This is a genomic window from Limnospira platensis NIES-39 (assembly GCF_026000695.1).
Taxonomy (GTDB): domain Bacteria; phylum Cyanobacteriota; class Cyanobacteriia; order Cyanobacteriales; family Microcoleaceae; genus Limnospira; species Limnospira platensis.
On sequence record NZ_AP026945.1, the window covers coordinates 1,693,680 to 1,716,825 of the forward strand.

The following is a 23,146-nucleotide window of genomic DNA, read 5'->3' on the forward strand; positions in this document are numbered from 1 at the left end:
TCTTATCGCCATATTAGTTCTACACCAATCAACCACTGATTAACTCAAACTCCACAAAACTAAATTGTCTAATCACCATCGACAGAATAAATTATTCTATACCGTCAAACCGCCAAGGCACTGGATCCACACATTGGCCGTGAACATAAAGACCCCAATGAAGGTGTGGTCCCGTAGAGGCCCCCGTTGATCCGATCGCCCCAATGGTCTGGCCTGCTGTCACCATTTGTCCTTCCTGCACATCAATGCGACTCAAGTGAAGGAAAATACTGGTAACTCCCTGACCATGATCAATACCAATAGTGTCACCGTGGATTTCAAATCCTTGGGACTCACGCCCCACCAAAACCACCCGACCCGCTGCTGGTGCTATCACCGGAGAACCCGTCGGGGCTGCATAATCAACCCCTCGATGATAATAGTTTGGGGCGAACTCCCCGTTATAGTATCTTCGGACCCCATAAATTGTCGTCACCTCACCGGAACTTGGACGTAAAAAAGGCCCATTCCAATGTCTTTCGGGAGTAACAATTCGTTTAAATTCATCAACCCGGTCAAACTCATAATCAGTACCTCTGCGCCCCGCGCTATCTGGTGGTAGCCAAATTGACTGGGTGGGAAAACGGCGATCGCGCAATTGCACGCTCACATTACTCTGTTGGCTACCGTTGCTAATCTGAATTGATTTCGCACCCGGTTGGTCTAGGGGGGTCGTCGGAATTAAAGCCCGATAGCGATCGCCACCCACCGAAAACAGAGGATAGTTTTTTCCTCCCATGGTCACTGTTGGTTGCGAGTCCCCGCTATTCACCCCACTGATCACCACCGAAATAGTATCTCCCAACTGAGGGGACGTAGGGCTAACTTGAACTTGAAAGGCTACCGCCGGCTTAGTTACAATCAGCAACACAGCAGCAAGTGCTAAAAACAAGCTGCTGGTTAGTCGTTTGATTTGACGGCTTTTTCCGTAAACACCAGTCATGGCATACTCTGGTAATTGTATCATTAATCTCTCTTTCTTCTGTTAACTCATCAATTCGGACTTATTGTAACCAATCCGATCATTTTTCCAGAGTTTGAGTGTAGCGTTTCCGCGATCTTCTATGTTGTCTACTTCTGATCAAAATCTGTCGCGCCTCAGTTTAACTATTCGTGGTGCTGTTCAAGGTGTCGGGTTTCGGCCCTTTGTCTATCGACTCGCTACCCAACTCAACCTCAAGGGCTGGGTAAATAATTCTGTCGGGGGGGTTTTTATTGAAGTCGAAGGCGTATCTGAGAGTCTTGAGCGCTTCCAGCAGCGCCTGCAAATAGAAAAACCACCAATATCTCATATTCACAGTTTAGAAGCCGTTTGGCTGCCTCTGGTTGGCTATTCTCACTTTGAGATTAGAGCTTCTCAGTCAACCCTTCAGGGCGCTAAATCAGCCATCGTTTTGCCAGATCTCGCCACCTGTCCCCAATGCTTACAAGATATTTTTGACCCCCATAACCGCCGTTTCCGCTATCCCTTTACCAATTGTACTAATTGCGGGCCGCGCTACAGCATTATTAAAACTCTCCCCTATGACCGGGAGAATACTACTATGGCCGCCTTCCAAATGTGTCCTAATTGCGATCGCGAATATCACCACCCCGGCGATCGCCGTTTTCATGCTCAACCTAATGCTTGTCCCGTCTGTGGTCCCATTTTAGAATTATGGAATCATCAGGGACAGGTTTTGGCTAACCGCCATCATGCCTTATTACAAGCCGCCGCCGCCATTGGTCGCGGTCAAATTGTCGCCATCAAGGGTTTGGGAGGCTTCCAGTTACTTGTAGATGCTACTAATGCCGCCGCCGTTGAACAATTGCGAATCCGTAAGCATCGACCCCATAAACCTTTTGGCGTAATGTATCGCAGTATACAGCAAATATCCCAGGTTTGTGATATGTCCGCCGCCGAGGAACAATGGTTGCGATCGCCTCAAGCCCCCATTGTCCTATTATCAAGGCGGCGCGGTGTATCCCCCGTCGCCGATAATGTCGCCCCCGGTAATCCTAATTTGGGCGTAATGTTACCTTATACCCCCCTCCATCATTTATTGATGGCCGAGTTCGATTTTCCCATTGTTGCCACCAGCGGGAATTTTTCTAACGAACCCATCTGTACCGACGAGACAGAAGCCCTCCAACGTTTGGGGAAAATTGCCGATATCTTTCTCGTTCACAACCGCCCTATCGCCCGCCCAGTAGATGATTCCGTCGTGCGGAGTGTTTTGGGTGAACAGATCGTTATTCGCCGCGCCAGAGGTTATGCACCCCTACCTGTGACAATTTTAGACACAAATAGCCACAATACAACACTTAATTCAAGTCTATCACAAACCATTTCTAATTGTCAATACCCATTTATTTTAGCAGTAGGTGGACACTTAAAAAACACCATTGCTATTGCCGTAGAAAAACAAGTTTTTATCAGTCAATATATTGGCAATTTGCAAAGTCCACAGGCGTTTCAGGCGTTTAAGGAAGCAATTAATAGCCTTAGTAATATCTATGATTTTAAGCCTGATGTGATTGCTTGCGATGCACACCCAGACTATCTTTCTACTCAGTTTGCGTATCAATTAGCTGCTGATATTTTCCAACAAGAAAAACGGCAAGTTCCCGTCATTCCAGTACAACATCATTATGCTCATGTTTTAGCCGTTATAGCAGAACATAAATTATCATTTCCCGTCTTAGGAGTAGCTTGGGACGGCACTGGTTATGGACTAGATGAAACTATCTGGGGGGGAGAGTTTCTCCTAATTAATAAAATCGGCTTTCAGCGCGTCGGACATTGGCGCACTTTCCCACTTCCCGGAGGTGATAAAGCCGTCCTAGAACCCCGACGATTAGGCTTAGGATTATTATATGAATTGTGGGGGGAACAGTTATCTGAGTATGGGGATGATCAGAAAATTAGCTTCGGGAATTTCCCACAGTTAAAGCTAATTTTGCAAATGCTGAACCGGAAAGTTAATACACCTAGAACATCTAGTGTCGGCAGGTTATTTGATGCGATCGCTTTTTTAGTCGGTCACGGCGAAAATATCAGTTTTGAAGGACAAGCCGCCATGGGGTTAGAATTGGCGATCGGCGATTTAATTACTGACGATTATTACCCAATTCATTGCTGCCAAAGTTCAGGTAAAATCATTTTAGATTGGGAACCCATGGTCAAGCAGATAATTAAAGACTTTTACAATCATGTTCCTGTCAGCTTAATCTCCGCTAAATTTCACAATACCTTAGTAGAAGGAATCATCATGGTATCTCAAAACTTTCCAGAGGTTCCCCTTGTCTTAACTGGAGGATGTTTTCAAAACCGTTATTTATTAGAAAAAGCTATTCAGCGACTAACTTCAGAAGGAATTATTCACTATTGGTCTAAACAGATTCCTACCAATGATGGCGGGTTAGCATTAGGACAAGTTATGGCTATTATAATGAATCATCCACAATCAAATTAACCGTATTATCAATTATCCATTAATTTACTGGTGGGGTGAGGGCGGGTTTATTGATATTCTCCTGGGGAATTTATGATTGACTGAGAAACCCGCCCCTACGAAATTATCCATTAATTTACTGGTGGGGTGAGGGCGGGTTTATTGATATTCTCCTGGGGAATTTATAATTGACTGAGGAACCCGCCCCTACGAAATTATCCATATTATCCATTAATTTACTGGTGGGGTGAGGGCGGGTTTATTGATATTCTCCTGGGGAATTTATGATTGACTGAGAAACCCGCCCCTACGAAATTATCCATTAATTTACTGGTGGGGTGAGGGCGGGTTTATTTATAGCGGTTCGGTGGATTGGTGAGGTACTTTTCAAAGCCCCTCTCCCCTCTTGGGAGAGGGGTTGGGGGTGAGGGCTATACCTTATGGATATGAGAAACGCTATATCCATTAATTTACTGGTGGGGTGAGGGCGGGTTTATTGATATTCTCCTGGGGAATTTATGATTGACTGAGAAACCCGCCCCTACGAAATTATCCATTAATTTACTGGTGGGGTGAGGGCGGGTTTATTTATAGCGGTTCGGTGGATTGGTGAGGTACTTTTCAAAGCCCCTCTCCCCTCTTGGGAGAGGGGTTTGGGGTGAGGGCTATACCTTATGGATATGAGAAACGCTATATCCATTAATTTACTGGTGGGGTGAGGGCGGGTTTATTGATATTCTCCTGGGGAATTTATGATTGACTGAGAAACCCGCCCCTACGAAATTATCCATTAATTTACTGGTGGGGTGAGGGCGGGTTTATTTATAGCGGTTCGGTGGATTGGTGAGGTACTTTTCAAAGCCCCTCTCCCCTCTTGGGAGAGGGGTTTGGGGTGAGGGCTATACCTTATGGATATGAGAAACGCTATATCCATTAATTTACTGGTGGGGTGAGGGCGGGTTTATTGATATTCTCCTGGGGAATTTATGATTGACTGAGAAACCCGCCCCTACGAAATTATCCATTAATTTACTGGTGGGGTGAGGGCGGGTTTATTTATAGCGGTTCGGTGGATTGGTGAGGTACTTTTCAAAGCCCCTCTCCCCTCTTGGGAGAGGGGTTTGGGGTGAGGGCTATACCTTATGGATATGAGAAACGCTATATCCATTAATTTACTGGTGGGGTGAGGGCGGGTTTATTGATATTCTCCTGAGGAATTTATAATTGACTGAGAAACCCGCCCCTACGAAATTATCCATTAATTTACTGGTGGGGTGAGGGCGGGTTTATTTATAGCGGTTCGGTGGATTGGTGAGGTACTTTTCAAAGCCCCTCTCCCCTCTTGGGAGAGGGGTTTGGGGTGAGGGCTATACCTTATGGATATGAGAAACGCTATATCCATTAATTTACTGGTGGGGTGAGGGCGGGTTTATTGATATTCTCCTGGGGAATTTATGATTGACTGAGAAACCCGCCCCTACGAAATTATCCATTAATTTACTGGTGGGGTGAGGGCGGGTTTATTTATAGCGGTTCGGTGGATTGGTGAGGTACTTTTCAAAGCCCCTCTCCCCTCTTGGGAGAGGGGTTTGGGGTGAGGGCTATACCTTATGGATATGAGAAACGCTATATCCATTAATTTACTGGTGGGGTGAGGGCGGGTTTATTGATATTCTCCTGGGGAATTTATGATTGACTGAGAAACCCGCCCCTACGAAATTATCCATTAATTTACTGGTGGGGTGAGGGCGGGTTTATTTATAGCGGTTCGGTGGATTGGTGAGGTACTTTTCAAAGCCCCTCTCCCCTCTTGGGAGAGGGGTTTGGGGTGAGGGCTATACCTTATGGATATGAGAAACGCTATATCCATTAATTTACTGGTGGGGTGAGGGCGGGTTTATTGATATTCTCCTGGGGAATTTATGATTGACTGAGAAACCCGCCCCTACGAAATTATCCATTAATTTACTGGTGGGGTGAGGGCGGGTTTATTTATAGCGGTTCGGTGGATTGGTGAGGTACTTTTCAAAGCCCCTCTCCCCTCTTGGGAGAGGGGTTTGGGGTGAGGGCTATACCTTATGGATATGAGAAACGCTATATCCATTAATTTACTGGTGGGGTGAGGGCGGGTTTATTTATAGCGGTTCGGTGGATTGGTGAGGTACTTTTCAAAGCCCCTCTCCCCTCTTGGGAGAGGGGTTTGGGGTGAGGGCTATACCTTATGGATATGAGAAACGCTATATCCATTAATTTACTGGTGGGGTGAGGGCGGGTTTATTGATATTCTCCTGGGGAATTTATGATTGACTGAGAAACCCGCCCCTACGAAATTATCCATTAATTTACTGGTGGGGTGAGGGCGGGTTTATTTATATTCTCCTGGGGAATTTATGATTGACTGAGGAACCCGCCCCTACGAAATTATCCATTAATTTACTGGTGGGGTGAGGGCGGGTTTATTTATATTCTCCTGGGGAATTTATGATTGACTGAGGAACCCGCCCCTACGAAATTATCCATTATTCATTACTCATTGATAGTACATCAACAGTAAAACCAGAAGTTTTTAACTGTTGTACGATCGCCTCTTGGTTTTCTACCCAGAATTGTGACCCAAAGCGCACCAGTCGTTTAGGCGAAACTTGACCATCAACAACGGCTTGAATAGGAACCCTTCTTAACTCCTGATTACCTCGATATTCTTCTAAAATTACTTTCAGGGTTTGTAACCTTTCTAATTGGCAAATTTCTTCAGGAGTTAAATAGAGTTGAATAATCGAATCAGCCGCCAAATTAGGTGTAATTTCCGAGGGGGAACTTGGCTGATTATTCGGTTTAACTAACTCATCAGCAGACTTGATAGCCTCCACAATAATTTGAGTCTGATCATCCCGTTTTTCCACCTTACCCTCAATCACAACAACCGCATTTTCTTTTAACTCCTGTTGTACCGCCTCATAACTACTAGGAAACACCACAGCATCAATTTGTCCCGTCAAATCTTCTAGTAATAGAAACGCCATGCGATCGCCTTTTTTAGTCAAATGGGGCTTAATATTAATTAAAGTCGCCGCCACCTTAACAGCAGCTTTTGACTTTTGTTCTGACAGTTTATCCACAGTCACATTATCTGGCAGTACCCCTGAGTCTAACAAAGACTTGAGAGGGTGATCCGAAACATAAAACCCTAGTAATTCCTTCTCAAATTGCAACTTATCTTTAGGCGCATAATCATCACTTTTAGGAAAAGTAGGTTCCCCAGAAGGTGAATTACTCTCAGTATTTGCATAATTGACCAAATCAAACAAATTCGTTTGACCAATTTCCCGATTTTTCGCCCTATCTTGCGCCCAAGGAATAACTATATTCAAATATTCAATTGATTGCTTGCGGTTAGCATGGAGACTATCAAAAGCACCCGATTTAATTAAAGATTCCAAAGCGCGACTATTAACCATTTGTAAATTAATGCGATCGCACAAATCCGCCAAACTCCGAAAAGGTCCCCCTTCCTCTCGTACAGATAGCAAGTGTTCAATCGCACCATCTCCCACATTTTTAATCGCCGACAACCCAAACACAATCCGATTTTCTATAGGCGTAAAATCCACATTAGAGCGATTAATATCAGGGGGAACAACATCGATACCCAAATGCTTACAGGACTCAATATAAGCCTTAACCTTGTCAGTATTGCCACTATTCTCCGTCAGCAAAGCCGCCATATACTCTGTCGGATAATTAGCCTTTAAGTAAGCCGTCTGATAAGTAATGTAACCGTAGGCTGTAGAATGGGATTTATTAAAACAATATTCCGCGAACTTAACCATTTGGTCAAACAAATGTTCTGCGATATTTTGAGGGACCCCATTGCGCGTCGCACCATCAATAAAAGTTTCCCGATGCTTCTGCATTTCCGATGCTTTCTTTTTCCCCATAGCACGTCGCAGCAAGTCCGCCTGACCCAAAGAATACCCCGCCAAATCTTGAGCCATTTTCATAATTTGTTCTTGATAGACCAAAATTCCATAGGTCTCATTCAAAATAGGTTCCAAAAGTTTATGCTCATAGCGAATTGGCTCTCGTTTATGCTTACGATTAATAAACTGAGGAATTAAACCAGCGTCTAAAGGTCCCGGTCGATACAATGCCAAAATAGAAGAAATATCCTCAATACTGGAAGGCTTTAAGTCCTTCACAATCTGACGCATTCCCGAAGATTCTAGTTGAAATAAACCTTCCAAATCTCCTCGTTCCAAAATCTTATAGGTTTTCGCCACATCCTCCGGCATTTTTTTCACCGAACCTTTAGCCAGAATATCCATGGCTTTACGTTCCTCAGCGGCTAAATTATAGGGATCAATATCTAGGTGATGATTTTGGGAAATATAGTTTAAAGTTCTTTGAATAATCGTCAAATTTTTTAAGCCCAAAAAGTCCATTTTTAACAGACCCAAGGATTCTATATCTTCCATAAAATATTGAGTAATGACCGACCCATCATTATTCCTTTGAAGAGGGACAATTTCATCTAAAGGCTGTTTAGAAATCACCACACCCGCTGCGTGAACTCCAAAGGTTTTGTTAGTTCCCTCAATACGAATTGCCATGTCAACCCACTGACGCACAGCAATAGTTCCCACTTCCTCACCCGCATCATTTTTAATGGGTACAAAGTCATTATCGTATGCTTGTTTAAATTCCGGGGATGGACTCTGATCAGAAATCATCACCTTTAATTTAGTCGGTTTACCACGAGATACCGGAATCATTTTTGCCATTTGATCAGATTTGCTATAGGGTATTCCTAACACCCTAGCCACGTCCTTTAGCACCGCCTTAGAAGTCATCCGGTTAAAGGTGATAATTTGAGCAACTTTCTCTTCCCCATATTTGGAGGTAACATATTTAATCATTTCATCACGGCGGTCTATGCATAAATCTGTATCAATATCCGGCATAGATTTTCGTTCTGGGTTCAGGAAACGCTCAAATAGTAACCCGTGATGAACCGGATCAATATTCGTAATTTGTAGGGCGTAGGCGACCAAAGAACCCGCCGCCGAACCCCTCCCAGGACCTACGGGAATATGATTATCTCTGGCGTGTTTTATGTAATCCCAAACTACTAAAAAATAGGTAGCAAAACCCATTTTTTGCATCATTTTTAATTCATATTCTAGCCGTTCTCGATAGACGGGCTTAATTTCCGATCGCCCTTGAGCATTTAATCGTTTTTTCAAGCCTTCCCAGGCGATTTCTTCTAAATAAGTATCAGCCGTATGATTCGGAGGTATCGGATAATCAGGAATACGAGGTTCCCCTAAAATTCCCGTATAGGGTTCCACTTTTTCCGCCACTTCTAAGGTATTAGCGATCGCCTCTTTAATCACCTCATCCGGGAGATGATCTCGAAACAGTTGCATCATCTCTTCAGCGGATTTTAGGTACTCCGTCCCACTATAACGTAATCGGTTATCCTCAGTAATTAACTTTTGTGTATTAATACATAATAAAGCATCATGTGCTTCCACATCATTACAGGAAATAAAGTGTGAATCATTAGTCGCCACAATTTTGACTTCAAATTCCCTCGCCAGTTGCACCAAAGCCACATTAACAATGCGGTCTTCTGGGGAACCATGATCTTGAATTTCTAAATAGTAATCATCCCCAAAAACCCTTTTATACCATTCCACAGTTTGGCGTGCTATATCCATGCGCCTCTGAAGAATAGCTTGGGGAACCTCACCCCCCAAACAAGCACTGGTAACAATTAAGCCTTCGTGATACTCTTCTAATAGTTCCTTATTAATACAAGGACGAGCAAAAATCCCCTTTCCTTGAAAACCTTTTAAGTGAGAAATAGTAGTTAATTTAACCAGGTTTTTATAGCCTTGGGTATTTTTAGCCAAGACCACTTGATGATATTTTTTAATTCCTCGCTGTTGAACCGTGACATCAGCATTGAGGATATACATTTCATTGCCAATAATAGGCTTAATACCCTTACTGCGGCAGATTTTAATAAGTTCGATCGCCCCATACATCACCCCATGATCCGTCAGAGCGATCGCTGGCATTCCTAATTCCACAGCGCGACTGACCAACTGTGGGAGTTGAGAAGCGCCATCAAGGAGACTGTAGTCACTGTGGATATGCAGTCCGACAAAAGACATAATTAAACTTCTCCAACCATTAATTTGCGATGTACAATCCAAGCCAAAACGTTAAGATAGTGGCGGAATTAATAAAGGTTCTAATTTCCCTTCACTGTCTAACTGATAGAGGTCATCACAGCCGCCGATATGCTGATTATTGATAAAAATTTGGGGAACCGTGCGCCGACCGTTAGCCCGTTGTGCCATAGCTTCTCTAGCATTGTTATCCCCATCTATTTGATAATCAATATAGTCAACCCCTTTCCACCACAGCAGCAGTTTAGCGCGGATACAGTAAGGACAGGTTTGCCAACTGTACACCTCAACCTGAGCCTTAAATTTTTCGGGATTTCTGCCGAGAATATTATTCAGCAAATCTAGCATTTTATTAACTCCTATATTTACCCAAAAACTAGATTAATTATAATTAATATAGTTCATATTTTTAACTTCTGCACGCAGTCGAGACATCAATTTTTGCTCCTTATATATTGATGTATAATAGTGGAGCATAAAAACTATATTTATACCAAAAAATAAAGAAGTTAAAATTGTTCTAATAGCCGCCGCCAAACTCAACTCAGAAACCACCGTAAATAGAGCAAATACAATAGAACAGAGACCAAAACCAGCAGCAAATGCACTGATGGTTAACAATCGAACTTTGAGCATCATAAGTTCAAAGAATGAGAAGTTAATTTATGCTTACCAATGGTCACAACCCCAAACAACATAAGTAGGTGCTGGATTCGGATTCACAGAGATTATTGCTGATTTAGTCCCCAAAGTCAAAGAATTTAGCGGCACTGAGATCTAGGGAAGATTTAGGGAGCAGGGAACAGCTAAAAGCAGGGGGCTACACCCCACGCCCTAAAAAACCCTACACCCTATTACTTCCCGGTTTCCTTTCCCAAAGTTGAAGTTTCCGAGACAGCAACTTATTTGTTAAGTTCTCTACGCAACTCTTCAAGTTCGCTGTCAATCTCGGAATTATAAGCCGAACTATCACTAGGCGCAGAAGGTGACAATTGAGGCTGGTTAGCAGGAGCCCCAGCCAGTTGAGCCTTCATAGCCGCCAACTCATCATCAACATCACTTCCCGCTTCCAGAGCGCGGAATTCTTCTTCCAAACCACCACCAGTCAACTCAGCCGCAGCAGTAGACCTGGCTTCCATTTGCAGAACTTTTTCCTCCATGCGTTCAAAAGCCGAGGTAGCACTACTGGTATTAAGACCACCAAGAACATTATTGAGTTGTTCATTAGCCTTAGCCGCCTGAGCTCTAGCCTTGAGCATATTTTTCTTAGTCTTGGCTTCGGAAATTTTACTTTCTAAGCTAACCAAGTTCCGCTTGAGAGTGTCTACTTGTTCAGTTTGCTGCTTGAGACTCATTTCCAGGGTATTAGCGGTTTCGATGTAGCCCTTTTTGCGCTGAAGAGCCTCCCGCGCTAGGTTTTCATCACCCTTTTGTAAAGCTAGTTGTGCGCGAGACTGCCACTGGTTAGCTTGGGACTGGGCTTGATTATACTGCTGTTGGGAACGTTTTTGCTGGGCGATGGTCTGAGCGACGGCTTGGCGCAACTGGATCAGATCCTCTTGCATTTCAATAATAGCTTGTTCAAGGATCTTTTCGGGGTCTTCTGCCTTATTCACCAAGTCGTTCAAGTTGGCCCTTACCACTCGGCCGATACGGTCAAATAATCCCATGACGCTGTTTTTCCTTAAATGGTGTATAATTGACTGAGGATGATCAGTCTAGTTAAAGTCAGCTAGTTTGAGGGTATAGGCTCGAACCTTCCCTCACTAGAACCGATAGCTATAGTTTAACTTGTTAATCGAGACTGTTTTAGGATCGCTGTTCGATCAAATCAAATAAACCCTCATCGAGATCGTAACCTAACATTTGAGCCATAGATTGAAGCCGAGAGCGACTTGGTAATCCCATATCCTGGAGCCAACGGGTGATCACAAAAATTTTCTGCATCAGGAAAATCTCCAGAGCCTCTGGGTTGTATTGTATGCCTTCCGAGGCGTGAAACTGATGGGGAACTAGCATAGCCACATAACGAGGCAACTCTCCAGATCGCCAGTCTAAAACATAGGGTAGCCAGGGATATTGGCTATCAACACAAATAAACCACAGTCGAACTTCTGGAACCTCAGACAACTCGCGGGGATCTTGGTCATCTAGGGGATAGTCAATCTCAAAGCTGATTTCTGGTTCCGCTATCATGGGTTTTGATTCCTGAATCAGTTGCTTAACAACGTTGTCAACAGGTGAGAGATCCAGATGATTGATGCAGTGGGAGTCTAATGTGATTCTTATGGTCATTAAGTTTAACTTGGGCCGAGCTACAATTAGCGGGTTAGCTTAATTTTATCATTGCTTGACCCGCCCTACTGGGTTTAGATAATATCTTAGGGTTTCGCTGGCGGTGAGGATTGACTTAGTAACAATGATGCTCAAAGGGAATTGATCTGTTAACATCAAATTGCCCTAGAATGGTGTTTTTAAGTGACCTTGGGCAGAACCAGGGGACCACTCAAGGAACTCACCCACCAATCTGGTTAGGCTGAACCTAAAGCACCAAAGGAAGATGAAGTCATGGCAACTCCCCAATTTGAACACTCTAGCCAACCTGCATTAGAAGCAAGTGCATCCAGTGATGTGGTTATCTCTAGTGATGCGGGAATCATTCCAGAAACCAGTCAACCTATAGTTTACCCGAAAAAGCGAGGCAGAAGGCCTGGTGTCCCCAAGGGTTTTTGGGGATGGCAACTGCTGTGGTTAGTGGTCCTATTAGGGTTCGGAACGACGGCAACGGGTGCATTACTATGGCTACTGACTACGCCGCCACCTCCTAATTGTGAAGAAATATCAGCAATTTCGGCAGCAGGCGATCGCCTATATTGTGCAGACAAAAGTACACAATCGGGTAAATTAGAGGATATTCAAGCAGCATTTGCCCTAGTTAACGGTTGGCCAGAAGACCACCCCCTGCAAAACCAGGGAAGACAGATGATGCGAGAATGGTCTCAGAGGCTGATCTTTTTCGCTAATCAAAGACTAGAAGCGGGAGACTTGCAGGGAGCCTTAGATTTGGTGGCGGTGGTTCCGATTGATAGCCCCGCCTATGAGGAAGTACAGCGAGCGATGGCAGCTTGGCAGAATAATTGGGATGAGGGCTTAAATTTAGCCCGACAAGCGGAAAATGCGATGAAATCCCAGGACTGGAATCAGGCTTTCCGCTATATTCAAGCTGTGGGTAAGCTCAATAATGTACACTGGAACACGAAGCGCTTTAATGAACTACTCGATCGCCTCAGCTTAGAAAGGCAAGGGGAACAGCGCCTGAAAGAAGCTGCTAATATTGCCAAGCGATCGACTCCTGAGAGTTTAGTGGAAGCTATAGCACTGGCTAACAAAGTGGATGAGCAACTGTTTATAGTCTCCTTAGCCAAAAAAGAAATTACCTCCTGGAGTCAGGAACTCATAAAGTTGTCAGTATCGGCTACTGAGAAACAAAATTTTGCTCAGGGCATTAAAATCGCTCAAATGGTTCCGTCATATTCTCCGGTCTACAGGGAAGCCCAGGATGTGATTCTACTAACTGAGCTGCAACAGGTGATTTCTAACCAATCCCTAGGACAACCTCTGCTACAAATCGCCACGTTAGTTGAGGGTCAAGCCGCCCTAGAAAGAATACCAAGCGATCGCCCTCTGTATCAAGAAACTAAAGCCATGCTCGATGATACATCGGGCAAAATTCAGGATTTAGTAGGGATACAATTAGCCAGCACCATAGCTAAAGTCAACCATCCCTGGGCTTTACAATTGGCTATAGATCAAGCCCAGATGATTGCCCCAGAACGTCCCCGTCGCATTCAGGCTCAAACCTTAGTAGCACATTGGCGCAATGAGGTACAACGGATACAAGATAGACCCTATATCCTCATAGCTAGAGAAAATGCCAAAACCGAAACCCTTGATGGTTTTAGGACAGCGGTAGCCTATGCTGAAAATGTGGCACTGGGGCGACCCTTACGCATTGAAGCCCAAACCCTAATTGCTGAGTGGACAAAACGGATTCAGATTATTGAAGATCAACCCATTTTTAGTGAAGCATTAGCCCTAGCTCAAGATAATAAATTGAGTGAGGCGGTGAAAAAGGCTTCAGAAATTGGCCGAGGTCGCGCGTTATATAACGACGCTCAGGATAAAATTGCGGGATGGGTGACAACCATCCAAACAGCCGAAGATCAGCCAATTTTGGATAGCGCCTACTCATTAGCAAGTCGGGGTAGTCTGACAGCAGCTATTAACGAAGCCTCTAAGATTGGTTCGGGTCGGGCTTTATATGCTGAGGCTCGAAATGCGATCGCCCGATGGTCAGCAGAACGCAACGCTATTTGGGCAAGTCAGCGAGCAGCAGAGGAATCTTACCGCGCTCCGGCTCGTGAATCTTACAATAACTGGAGTTCAAACGAGCCAAGTTACTCTGATAACTGGAGTTCAAACGAGCCAAGTTACTCTGATAACTGGAGTTCAAACGAGCCAAGTTATTCTGATAGTTGGGGTTCTCAGTCGTCAGGTTATTCTGATTATGTAGCACCAGCGCGCGCCTATGAGCCAGCACCAGCGCGCGCCTATGAGCCAGCACCAGCACCAGCGCCCGCCTATGAACCAGCGCCAGCGCCTGCCTATGAGCCAGCTTTACCTGCTAGTTCTGGAGATTACAGCGCTCCCGATTCTAATTTTTTCTTGGAGTAACACCAACTACTTTCTGAGAAGGTTTCCCAGGTTATTTGGGCCTGTAGTTTGAGGCTCAAAAAATGGTTCATTTTCTGGTTTTGCTTGGGTACTGATGCCATCAGGTCAGGTAGAAGTCCCTGAGAAAAACCACAAAAATACTTTGATTATTTTGCTCGGATTTGATATGAGCCAATCGATTATTCAACTGCTGCTGATTGATGATGATCCTATATTTAGAATGGGAGTCAAATCAATTTGTGAGCCATTTTCTGACCTGGAAGTTATTGCAGAAGCCGTCACCCTAAGAGAGGCTTTAGCAGTGCTAGATAATTGGGTAAAGCCACCAGTCGCGCCGACTTCGGGAGTGATTCAGGAGACTGTGAAAGTAGCGATTTTGGAGTTGAGGATTAAAGATTTAAGTCCCCATCAAAATCAGGGGATGTTGAATCAGCAACGGTCAGCGATCGCATTTTGTCAGCAAATCCAAGCCTCTTATCAAAATATCCCCCTGTTGCTATTTACCTCGGAGTCAGATCCTAACTTACTAATCTCTCTGCGGGATTTAGGAGTGCCGGGTTATTGTCCCAAAGGAGTGGGATTAGAAGAACTTTTGATCGCCCTTCGACAAGTAGCAGCAGGAGAACGCTATTGGGTCAGTCCCATTTCTGGGGCGGCGCTATCTTCCCAGGGAAACCCACAGCGCGCCCTTACCAGTTGGCAAAGATTTCGCTATGGTTTAGTTAAACCGGGGCTAAAATCCATTGAACAAGCCCTACAAGAATTAACCAAAGAACTCCAGGATAGTGAATCTATACCTAGGGGTGATAAGGTTATGATGCTCAACTTACTGATTACTAGGGGTCGCTATCGGGAGTTACGCGCCGCCAGGTGGCTGGTGAGTCAGTTAATGCCACCATTACCACCCCCAGTTAATAATCCTCCCTCATCGCCACCCCCTCCTAATCAACCATCATCCCCAGGAATTAACCAACCCCCCAAGTCTGGTCAATTAGCTACCACAAACGATTCTAGTTTAGTATTAGCTACTGAGACTTCTACGGTGGATGTGCAGTCGCTATTATTTGATGTGACTGTGGCTAAACTGCAATCAGGTTTGGTTAATTATACTGGCATCCCTTTAGAAATAGATATCCTTAAACTGACAAAAAAACAAGAGCTGATTTATACAATCTTGCGGAAATGTGAGGATTTAATCAGTGAATTACGGCTATCGGAGATACAGCCAGAACAGCTAGATGGTAAAACTGAGAGCCTGATTAGAGATTTGTGGACTGAAGCGATCGCCGATTTTTTGGGGAAGTATTATTCCCTCAAGGTCAGAGATGCCCAAGTGGAAGTAGTGCCAGTATTGTTGAGGGATGCTCCCACAGTGGAAAAGGAAATTCTTAATCATATTCCCATGATTAGGGATTTACTGGCTCATTTGTTATTAGGAGAATCCCTAACCATTGATAATCAAGTTTATGCCCTAGGTAGTTGGGAAGCTACACGACGGGCGGAAGCCTTGTTGCAACATTGGGTGATTCAAGTGGCTAATGGGGTAATGCAGCCATTACTCAATCATTTTGCAGATCTTGAGGAAGTTAAACAAACATTCTATGATCGGCGGCTGCTGTCAACTAGGGAAATTGAAAAATTTAGGAATAACTTATCCTGGCGATATCGCTTGAGTCGCTATATGAGTGAACCCCAGGCGATTTTTGAAAGTAGCTACACATTATTTATTTTAGGCGATCGCGGGATTCAAAAGCTGACCATCTATGCCTCCCGTCGCCAAGAATTAGAACAACTTTCCGGCATTCAGTTAGCCGTGACATTGGTCTTGGAAGGTCGCGATGCGATCGCCCCTAGGGTGAGAACAGCTATATCCTTTATTGGTAGCACAGCAGTTTATTTATTAACTCAGGTACTAGGTCGCGGTATAGGCTTGATTGGCCGCGGTATTATTCAAGGTATTGGTTCTTCCATTCAAGATAGTCAGTTTAGGAAAAAATAGTCCTCATAGTCCCGGATTCTTTGGTAGAATAGGTCTAAGGCGGTATTTCTTTCCGCGCTTTAACCCGTGTGGGTATTATTCAAGGGTTCGACCTACAGAATTTTGAGATGACACAACTGCCAACTACCCTATCTGAAGCGATCGAACAAGCCAAACAAGCAGCAACTGCTGCTCTCGAAGATGGCTACAAATTGATTCAAGTTGAACTGGTATTCCCAGAAATTGAACTTCAAGCTCAGTCGATCGCCTCCCAGTTTATCCCCGCCCTCGAAAAACCCGACACCCTGCTTAAAGTCTTTTTTCCTGATGCAGGGTCGGCAGCTTTGGCACGTCGAGATTGGGGAGAAACTCCTTTCCGAGTCACCGATATAGGAACCAGTCGTTCCCCCGTAGAAACTCGCCTACAACCCGATGATGGGCAGTTTTTGGTGGTGTCTCCATCTCCTGTAGAAGTTAACCAAGTGGAAAATCTGCATAAATTGGCAGGCGATCGCTCAGTGGTTCTTCTTAATCCCCGTTTAGAAGATGTTGCTATCATAGGCATAGGATACGCGGCTCGCCAACTGCGCGAACGCTTCCTAAATACCATTGAGTCTTGCTACTATCTCAAGCCTCTCGATGGTGCGGCTTTGTTTCGCTGCTATCCAGGGACTTGGGAGGTTTGGCTGGAAATTGACGGGGAATACCAAAAAATTACTGAACAATCCACTAAACCTGTGGGTGATCAGCTAGAACAAATCTTGGCTCGTGCCACCCAGGGTGATGACCCGTCATCTGTTACACCCAACCTACCACCTGCTAAGAAAAAAGGTTTTCTGTCCGAACTGCAAAGTTTTATCAATGCTTTGAGTCGATAAGCCACCTTTCACTCAGGGCAATTCATTGAGACATAAAGAAAAATGTCTAAGCGGCGCATTGTTATTGGTGATATACACGGCCACTATAAAGGCATGATGGCCCTTCTTGACAAGGTGGCTCCCAATAGTGATGATGAGGTCTACTTTCTTGGAGATCTCATTGATCGCGGCCCGAAAAGCGCTCAGGTGGTTGAATTTGTCAAAAATAGCCCCTATAAGTGCTTAATGGGCAACCATGAACAACTCATGTTGGAAGCCCTCCCGGAAGTAGGCAGAAATCAACAGGCTTGGCAGGCTTGGCTTTATAGTGGTGGCCAAACTACCGTCGCCTCTTATCAAGAGGCAGAAATTATCCCTCGCGACCATCTGCACTGGATGCGATCGCTACCCCTATTTCTCGACCTCGGAGATACTTGGCTGGTTCATGCCGGAGTTAACCCCAGGCGACCAATTGAACAGCAAACTGCTTCTGATTTTTGCTGGATTCGTAAAGAGTTCCATTCTATCCCAAAACCCTATTTTGACAAAAAACAGATTATTATCGGTCACACGATCACTTTTACTTTTGATGGGGTAGAACCAGGAAATCTTGTCCAAGGACAAGGTTGGTTGGGTATAGATACAGGGGTTTATCATGCTAAGAGTGGGTGGCTAACAGCCCTGGAACTTGATACTAATACCGTGTATCAGGTTAATGCACTCCATTATAAGTTTCGTGTCTTACCCCTAGAAGAAATTGTCACTACCCTCAAACGACCCTCTATTTTTGATAAGTTGCGTTATGTAAGGCCTCAAGCACATTAATTTACTCCCCTCCCTTATTAAGGGCGGCGGTTGTGACTTTTGTTAACCAAGTCTCGATTCCCCGTTTCGTGGGTTTTCCTGATTCGGTAAATGCCCAAATATCCCGCTTATGTTGGGGACCATAACTAATATGAATCGGGCGATCGCATCCATAAAAATATAAAGAGTCGAAAGGTAGATGGTGATCTATAATCCAATCAACCAGTTGGTTACTTTCGAGATTTCTGATCATAAAATCACAGGAAGCCCCTAATCGAGAACAGTAATATTTGCCTTTCTGATTAAGTTCATGGGCTAGGTGTTGGTCTAGGTTAGGGGCAACCCTACCGTTTTTGATTCCGCTGATCGGGTCTTTTTTGTCTAGGTATCTTTTCAAATCCCTAGAACAAAATCCATAGGTTAACTCAAAGCGATCGCGCCCAAATTCATCAATAATGGGGTCGATAATTGCTTTATTTAAGTCCTTCATCGCCTCGATACTTTCTGGCTGTTGTGGGTAAGGATTAATGCGATCGCTATATTTAGCATAGGTTTTCGTACAAGTACAAAACTCTTCTAAAAACAGATATTTCCCCAGTTTAATATTCTCCATAAATCATTACCCTAAGCCTATCCTCCCTTTCCCAGAGGGCAGGTGTATTCACCTGATCGCCCCCAGGGGAGAAACTAGCGGAAACTCCCTCCCAACAAATTATTAACTATTAATTGAAGAGGAGGGGGGATTTATTAATCTTCTGTTGACCAGAGGTAATTAACAGCCCAACCCGCACCCTCCCCTACATGATCTTCCCCATTATCCATTTTTTAAGGCGCAAGCTACCGCCTCACAGGCTTGATTAACTTCCGCCTCCGTCACAATTAAAGGCGGTACAAATCGCACAACTTTCGGACCTGCTGGCACCAATAAAACCCCTTGTGCGATCGCCGCATTTACCAGATCAATAGAAGTCAATTCCACATCTGGTTTTAATTCCATCCCATTAATTAAACCCCAACCGCGAACCTCAGCAATTAAATCAGGATACTGAGAAGCGATCGCCTGTAGGCTGTTTCTGAGCTGTTCTCCCCGCTGTTGTACATTGTTAAGGATATTTTCCCTTTCCAGAGTTTGACACACCGCCAAAGCCACACCACAGGCGAAAGGATTACCCCCAAACGTACTCGCATGGTTTCCCGGTTCAAACACATCACAGAAAGACTTACACATCAGCGCACCGATAGGAATACCCCCACCGAGTCCCTTAGCCGAAGTAAAAATATCCGGTTCTATACCCAGATTTTCATATCCCCACCAGCGACCAGTGCGACCCATTCCCACTTGTACCTCATCGAGAATCAGCAAAATTCCCTTTTCATCGCAAATCTGGCGAATTTTTTGGAAGTAAGCCACATCTCCCGGACGCACTCCCCCTTCACCCTGTAGGGCTTCTAAAAGGATAGCCGCCACCCGGCGACCGTTTTGGTCAACTTCTGCGATCGCATTTTCCAAAGCCGGAAGGTCATTATAGGGTGTATAGACAAAACCCGGAACCAGGGGACTAAATCCCTTTTGATATTTGGGTTGTCCAGTCGCCGTAATTGTAGCCAGAGTGCGACCATGAAAACTAGCGTGGGCGGTAATGATCACCGGATCTTCAATATTAAGGCGATCGTGGGCATATTTACGCGCCAGTTTAATCGCCCCCTCATTAGCTTCTGCGCCAGAGTTACAGAAAAAAACCCGGTCTGCTGCGGAATGCTCAGTTAACCAAGCCGCTAACTCTCCCTGTTCAGGGATATAGTAGAGATTCGAGACATGATGCAGCTTTTGGATTTGCTCAGTGACCGCTTCTATTAACTTGGGGTGCGCGTGTCCGAGGGTACAGGTAGCAATTCCCGCCACAAAATCCAGATACTCTTTCCCCTCTGTATCCCACACCTTACAGCCAGAACCTTTTTCCAGGGCGATAGGAAACCGCCCATAAGTGTTCATAACATTCGCGTTGAAGCGATCGATACTGAACTGTTCAGCTCCCGTTCCTAGACCGTCATCTCTGATTAAAGTTTCTGGACTCACAAATCGCTCCTTCAGTCTTGATAATGCTGATATTGTTAACCATCATATATCAGCCTTTATGGGGGCGCGTCACCGATTCCCGATATCCACTGAAATCGCAAAGGGTTTACCAACACTATCTTCTGCTGAACCCTAGCAATGGCTAAACTTGAGTTAAACTATCAAAATCAGTAGTAGTGGGTGAGTTTATGCGATCGCGATTCTTTTCAGTTATCTTGGCTTCTGTGATGATCGGTTTCCTCAGTTGGCTGTGGACTCCCCCCGCGTGGGCGATGATTCAGATCGAGTTATTTGATATCGGTTATCAAGATTGTCCGGCTGAGTTATCAGAAGGCCTGGTTTCTAGTGGTTCTATCCAAGAGGCTGACTGTTTTATTGTTACCGGAAAAGCTAACAATACCTCTGGTAAAACCGTTGTTGATGCCGATATCTTCGGGCGGATCTATGATGCTAACGATAATCGGGTCATGCAGAACCGCACCCGTCTCGGTAGTATTGATGTTGTACCTCCAGGTATTAGCGATTTTGAAATCCGCATTTCTATAGCCTCTAACCTGGAAAAGCCCTTTAAATTTAAGCAATTTAAGGCTTCTGGCTTTACCGGTCGTATCGGCCGATAATTATCAGTTATCAAGATATGGCAGTTAATTTGATTCTATCGGCTGGCTGAAACTCGGTCAAGTTATGAGTAAATATACCCCAGGCGATCGCAAATTCGGTGCATGGTTAGATCGCACCATGAAACAAATATTTAAAGCCCCCGACATCATTAAAGCCGCTAACTATCAAACCTGGCAACATAGTTTTATGCGTCAGCGTCTGGGTTTGGGCTTATGGCTGGCTTTGTTTGTCTATTTAACCTTTTCCCTATCCCAAATCAAGAATTGGCTATTCTATCCCCAAGATTTTCGCCCCGGGTGGTTAATTACCCAGGTGTGTGTACAATTGGGCGTACTGGTGGGGTTGGTGTTATTACGAACCGCGATCGGTCGTAAATACCCAGGTTTGATTTTTCTGTTATTATCCTGGATTGTGACACTCAGCCCCCAAATTCGGGCAACATTTTTGGGTATATCTCAACCCGCCATCATTGAATGGCCCCTCATGTTCTTTTCCCAAGCTACCCTGCTTCCCGTCTGCTGGTCTTTACATCTCATCTCTCAATTGGGGGTATTAGCTTATTATTTTGGCACCCAAATTATCCTAGATCTTCCCCTCAAGTTACCCGTGGATTGGATGACTCAGGATTTTCTGATATTATACTTTTTCTGGATCTGTGTCATTTGCAATCTATCGGTTTATTTATATGACCGTCTCGCCTGTTCTGAGTTTAACTCCCGCAAAGCCTTAGTTACTGCCTACGAACAGGTTAAACAAGAACAGGAAAAGTCCGAAAAACTACTACTTAATATTCTGCCATATCCCATCGCCGAACGCCTTAAACAAGACCCTAAGACTATTGCTGATGATTTTACTGATGCGGGGGTGCTTTTTGCTGATATTGTCGGTTTTACCGAGATTTCAACCAGGTTTAGTCCCACGGATTTGGTGCAGTTGCTAAATGGTATTTTTTCCAGATTTGATGGGTTAGCAGAACAACATGGTTTGGAGAAAATTAAGACTATTGGGGATGCTTATATGGTGGTTTCTGGGTTGCCTTTACCTAGGGAAGATTATGCCGAAGCGATCGCTGATATGGCCCTGGATATGCAGCGGACTCTCCGGGAGTTCAACCGACAAAATCAACAAGGTTTTAAAATCCGTATTGGTATTGCTACGGGTCCCGTTATTGCCGGGGTAATTGGCTTGAAAAAGTTTATCTATGACCTGTGGGGAGATACCGTTAATATTGCTTCCCGAATGGAGTCCCATAGTATCGCAGATGAAATTCAGGTGACAGAGGAAACATATATGGCACTTCGCGATCGCTATATATTTGAAAAGCGCGGCACAATTCCCATTAAAGGCAAGGGTGAAATGACCACTTATCTCCTTAAAGGCAAACATGAATAAACACGGCAAAAAATCTGCTTTCTGCCCCATCTTGTCAGGATAATGCACCCAGATTAATTAAACTTTAATACCTAGTTCTTATAGGTAATAAAATCACCCCGAACCCAACCACGAGCCTTAGACGCTGGAAACTCCACATAATACCATTTATAGCCATTAACTACCCTTTCATTAATCACATCAACATAATCTCCCGCATAACCATAATGAGCCACAGAATAGTTAGTTCCCGGTCCTGAACGAATGTTAATTTGAGACCCAGCATCATTCGCAAATAAACGCGCCGGATAAGCCCAAGCCGGAACTACAGCAGCAGCTATTATAACCATAGATAGACCAGCAGACACCAACAGTTTTTGAGGACTCATTGATTGACACCATTATTAATAGGTGAAATATTCAGCCAGCAATGGTTTAAATAATTAAGCCCATGTTCCGGCTTAGTCCTATTATCATCCGCCAATTAACCAGCGTCATCAGTATAATCACTGACTTTTGTCACCCTGTGGTTGGTGTTTTGGTGTTGGGTTTCACTACTCTGTTGGGTTTTACCTAACCTACTCTGTTGGGTTTTACCTAACCTACTCTGTTGGGTTTCACCCAACCTACTCTGTTGGGTTTTACCTAACCTACTCTGTTGGGTTTCACCCAACCTACTCTGTTGGGTTTTACCTAACCTACTCTGTTGGGTTTCACCCAACCTACTCTGTTGGGTTTCACCCAACCTACTCTGTTGGGTTTTACCCAACCTACTCTGTTGGGTTTTACCTAACCTACTCTGTTGGGTTTTACCTAACCTACTCTGTTGGGTTTCACCCAACCTACTCTGTTGGGTTTCACCCAACCTACTCTGTTGGGTTTCACCCAACCTACTCTGTTGGGTTTCACCCAACCTACTCTGTTGGGTTTCACCCAACCTACTCTGTTGGGTTTCACCCAACCTACTCTGTTGGGTTTCACCCAACCTACTCTGTTGGGTTTCACGCTCGCTTCACCTCCACCCATAATTGTAT

At 44.5% G+C, this 23,146-nt stretch carries 17 protein-coding genes; 7 read left to right on the forward strand and 10 right to left on the reverse strand.

What is annotated here, in order from left to right:
• Positions 1–91: 91 nt before the first annotated feature.
• On the reverse strand, positions 92–1,006 hold the full coding sequence (locus N39L_RS08490; protein ID WP_014274924.1) for a M23 family metallopeptidase: 915 nt from the start codon (positions 1,004–1,006) through the stop codon (positions 92–94).
• 97 nt (positions 1,007–1,103) lie between these two features.
• Here N39L_RS08490 and hypF point away from each other — a divergent pair, with 97 nt between their 5' ends.
• A complete protein-coding gene (hypF, locus tag N39L_RS08495) occupies positions 1,104–3,494 on the forward strand; it encodes a carbamoyltransferase HypF (protein WP_014274925.1) in 2,391 nt (796 codons plus the stop codon).
• 2,498 nt (positions 3,495–5,992) lie between these two features.
• On the opposite strand, the gene N39L_RS08500 is transcribed toward hypF, so the two are convergent.
• From N39L_RS08500 to N39L_RS08520, 5 genes are all read right to left on the reverse strand, one after another.
• On the reverse strand, positions 5,993–9,652 hold the full coding sequence (locus N39L_RS08500) for a DNA polymerase III subunit alpha (RefSeq protein ID WP_434221617.1): 3,660 nt from the start codon (positions 9,650–9,652) through the stop codon (positions 5,993–5,995).
• A gap of 51 nt (positions 9,653–9,703) precedes the next feature.
• Positions 9,704–10,018 carry a glutaredoxin 3 gene (gene grxC / locus N39L_RS08505; RefSeq protein ID WP_014274927.1) on the reverse strand — a complete coding sequence of 105 codons (315 nt, stop codon included), beginning with the start codon at positions 10,016–10,018 and terminating at the stop codon, positions 9,704–9,706.
• Positions 10,019–10,051: 33 nt separating this feature from the next.
• Positions 10,052–10,309 carry a hypothetical protein gene (locus tag N39L_RS08510; protein WP_035736293.1) on the reverse strand — a complete coding sequence of 86 codons (258 nt, stop codon included), beginning with the start codon at positions 10,307–10,309 and terminating at the stop codon, positions 10,052–10,054.
• 263 nt (positions 10,310–10,572) lie between these two features.
• Positions 10,573–11,340, reverse strand: a complete 768-nt coding sequence (locus N39L_RS08515) for a PspA/IM30 family protein (protein WP_006618307.1) — start codon at positions 11,338–11,340, stop codon at positions 10,573–10,575.
• 139 nt (positions 11,341–11,479) lie between these two features.
• A complete protein-coding gene (locus N39L_RS08520; RefSeq protein ID WP_014274929.1) occupies positions 11,480–11,965 on the reverse strand; it encodes a CRR6 family NdhI maturation factor in 486 nt (161 codons plus the stop codon).
• A gap of 273 nt (positions 11,966–12,238) precedes the next feature.
• Between N39L_RS08520 and N39L_RS08525 the strand changes: the two genes are divergently transcribed.
• The 4 genes from N39L_RS08525 to N39L_RS08540 all read left to right on the forward strand — a co-directional run bounded on the left by N39L_RS08525 (position 12,239) and on the right by N39L_RS08540 (position 18,064).
• Positions 12,239–14,404, forward strand: coding sequence for a hypothetical protein (locus tag N39L_RS08525; RefSeq protein ID WP_014274930.1), 2,166 nt, complete (start codon positions 12,239–12,241; stop codon positions 14,402–14,404).
• Positions 14,405–14,498: 94 nt separating this feature from the next.
• Entirely contained in the window at positions 14,499–16,403 is a 1,905-nt protein-coding gene (locus tag N39L_RS08530) for a DUF3685 domain-containing protein (RefSeq protein WP_231852132.1), read from the forward strand.
• Between the two features lie 107 nt (positions 16,404–16,510).
• Entirely contained in the window at positions 16,511–17,260 is a 750-nt protein-coding gene (locus N39L_RS08535; RefSeq protein ID WP_014274932.1) for a DUF1995 family protein, read from the forward strand.
• A gap of 42 nt (positions 17,261–17,302) precedes the next feature.
• Positions 17,303–18,064, forward strand: a complete 762-nt coding sequence (locus tag N39L_RS08540; protein WP_006618302.1) for a metallophosphoesterase family protein — start codon at positions 17,303–17,305, stop codon at positions 18,062–18,064.
• Between the two features lies 1 nt (position 18,065).
• Here N39L_RS08540 and N39L_RS08545 read toward each other — a convergent pair whose 3' ends face one another.
• Together N39L_RS08545 and N39L_RS08550 are read right to left on the reverse strand one after the other, a co-directional pair.
• Positions 18,066–18,656, reverse strand: a complete 591-nt coding sequence (locus N39L_RS08545) for a hypothetical protein (RefSeq protein WP_014274933.1) — start codon at positions 18,654–18,656, stop codon at positions 18,066–18,068.
• Positions 18,657–18,857: 201 nt separating this feature from the next.
• On the reverse strand, positions 18,858–20,120 hold the full coding sequence (locus tag N39L_RS08550) for an aspartate aminotransferase family protein (RefSeq protein WP_006618300.1): 1,263 nt from the start codon (positions 20,118–20,120) through the stop codon (positions 18,858–18,860).
• A 188-nt stretch (positions 20,121–20,308) separates the two neighbouring features.
• Between N39L_RS08550 and N39L_RS08555 the strand changes: the two genes are divergently transcribed.
• Positions 20,309–20,740, forward strand: a complete 432-nt coding sequence (locus N39L_RS08555) for a hypothetical protein (protein WP_006618299.1) — start codon at positions 20,309–20,311, stop codon at positions 20,738–20,740.
• 64 nt (positions 20,741–20,804) lie between these two features.
• Entirely contained in the window at positions 20,805–22,133 is a 1,329-nt protein-coding gene (locus N39L_RS08560) for an adenylate/guanylate cyclase domain-containing protein (protein WP_014274934.1), read from the forward strand.
• A 71-nt stretch (positions 22,134–22,204) separates the two neighbouring features.
• Here N39L_RS08560 and N39L_RS08565 read toward each other — a convergent pair whose 3' ends face one another.
• Both N39L_RS08565 and N39L_RS08570 read right to left on the reverse strand, forming a co-directional pair.
• Positions 22,205–22,501: an SH3 domain-containing protein gene (locus N39L_RS08565; protein WP_006618297.1), complete on the reverse strand. Its 297-nt coding sequence runs from the start codon at positions 22,499–22,501 to the stop codon at positions 22,205–22,207.
• Between the two features lie 95 nt (positions 22,502–22,596).
• The gene (locus N39L_RS08570; protein WP_035736298.1) at positions 22,597–23,097 is read right to left on the reverse strand and encodes a hypothetical protein; all 501 of its coding nucleotides are present in this window, start codon (positions 23,095–23,097) and stop codon (positions 22,597–22,599) included.
• Positions 23,098–23,146: the final 49 nt, after the last annotated feature.

Bases quoted from the DNA above. Each gene is read 5' to 3' on its own strand.
- N39L_RS08490 (WP_014274924.1), bottom strand. From the start codon at position 1,006: ATGATACAATTACCAGAGTATGCCATGACTGGTGTTTACGGAAAAAGC.
- hypF (WP_014274925.1), top strand. From the start codon at position 1,104: ATGTTGTCTACTTCTGATCAAAATCTGTCGCGCCTCAGTTTAACTATT.
- N39L_RS08500 (WP_434221617.1), bottom strand. From the start codon at position 9,652: ATGTCTTTTGTCGGACTGCATATCCACAGTGACTACAGTCTCCTTGAT.
- grxC (WP_014274927.1), bottom strand. From the start codon at position 10,018: ATGCTAGATTTGCTGAATAATATTCTCGGCAGAAATCCCGAAAAATTT.
- N39L_RS08510 (WP_035736293.1), bottom strand. From the start codon at position 10,309: ATGATGCTCAAAGTTCGATTGTTAACCATCAGTGCATTTGCTGCTGGT.
- N39L_RS08515 (WP_006618307.1), bottom strand. From the start codon at position 11,340: ATGGGATTATTTGACCGTATCGGCCGAGTGGTAAGGGCCAACTTGAAC.
- N39L_RS08520 (WP_014274929.1), bottom strand. From the start codon at position 11,965: ATGACCATAAGAATCACATTAGACTCCCACTGCATCAATCATCTGGAT.
- N39L_RS08525 (WP_014274930.1), top strand. From the start codon at position 12,239: ATGGCAACTCCCCAATTTGAACACTCTAGCCAACCTGCATTAGAAGCA.
- N39L_RS08530 (WP_231852132.1), top strand. From the start codon at position 14,499: ATGCCATCAGGTCAGGTAGAAGTCCCTGAGAAAAACCACAAAAATACT.
- N39L_RS08535 (WP_014274932.1), top strand. From the start codon at position 16,511: ATGACACAACTGCCAACTACCCTATCTGAAGCGATCGAACAAGCCAAA.
- N39L_RS08540 (WP_006618302.1), top strand. From the start codon at position 17,303: ATGTCTAAGCGGCGCATTGTTATTGGTGATATACACGGCCACTATAAA.
- N39L_RS08545 (WP_014274933.1), bottom strand. From the start codon at position 18,656: ATGGAGAATATTAAACTGGGGAAATATCTGTTTTTAGAAGAGTTTTGT.
- N39L_RS08555 (WP_006618299.1), top strand. From the start codon at position 20,309: ATGCGATCGCGATTCTTTTCAGTTATCTTGGCTTCTGTGATGATCGGT.
- N39L_RS08560 (WP_014274934.1), top strand. From the start codon at position 20,805: ATGAGTAAATATACCCCAGGCGATCGCAAATTCGGTGCATGGTTAGAT.
- N39L_RS08565 (WP_006618297.1), bottom strand. From the start codon at position 22,501: ATGAGTCCTCAAAAACTGTTGGTGTCTGCTGGTCTATCTATGGTTATA.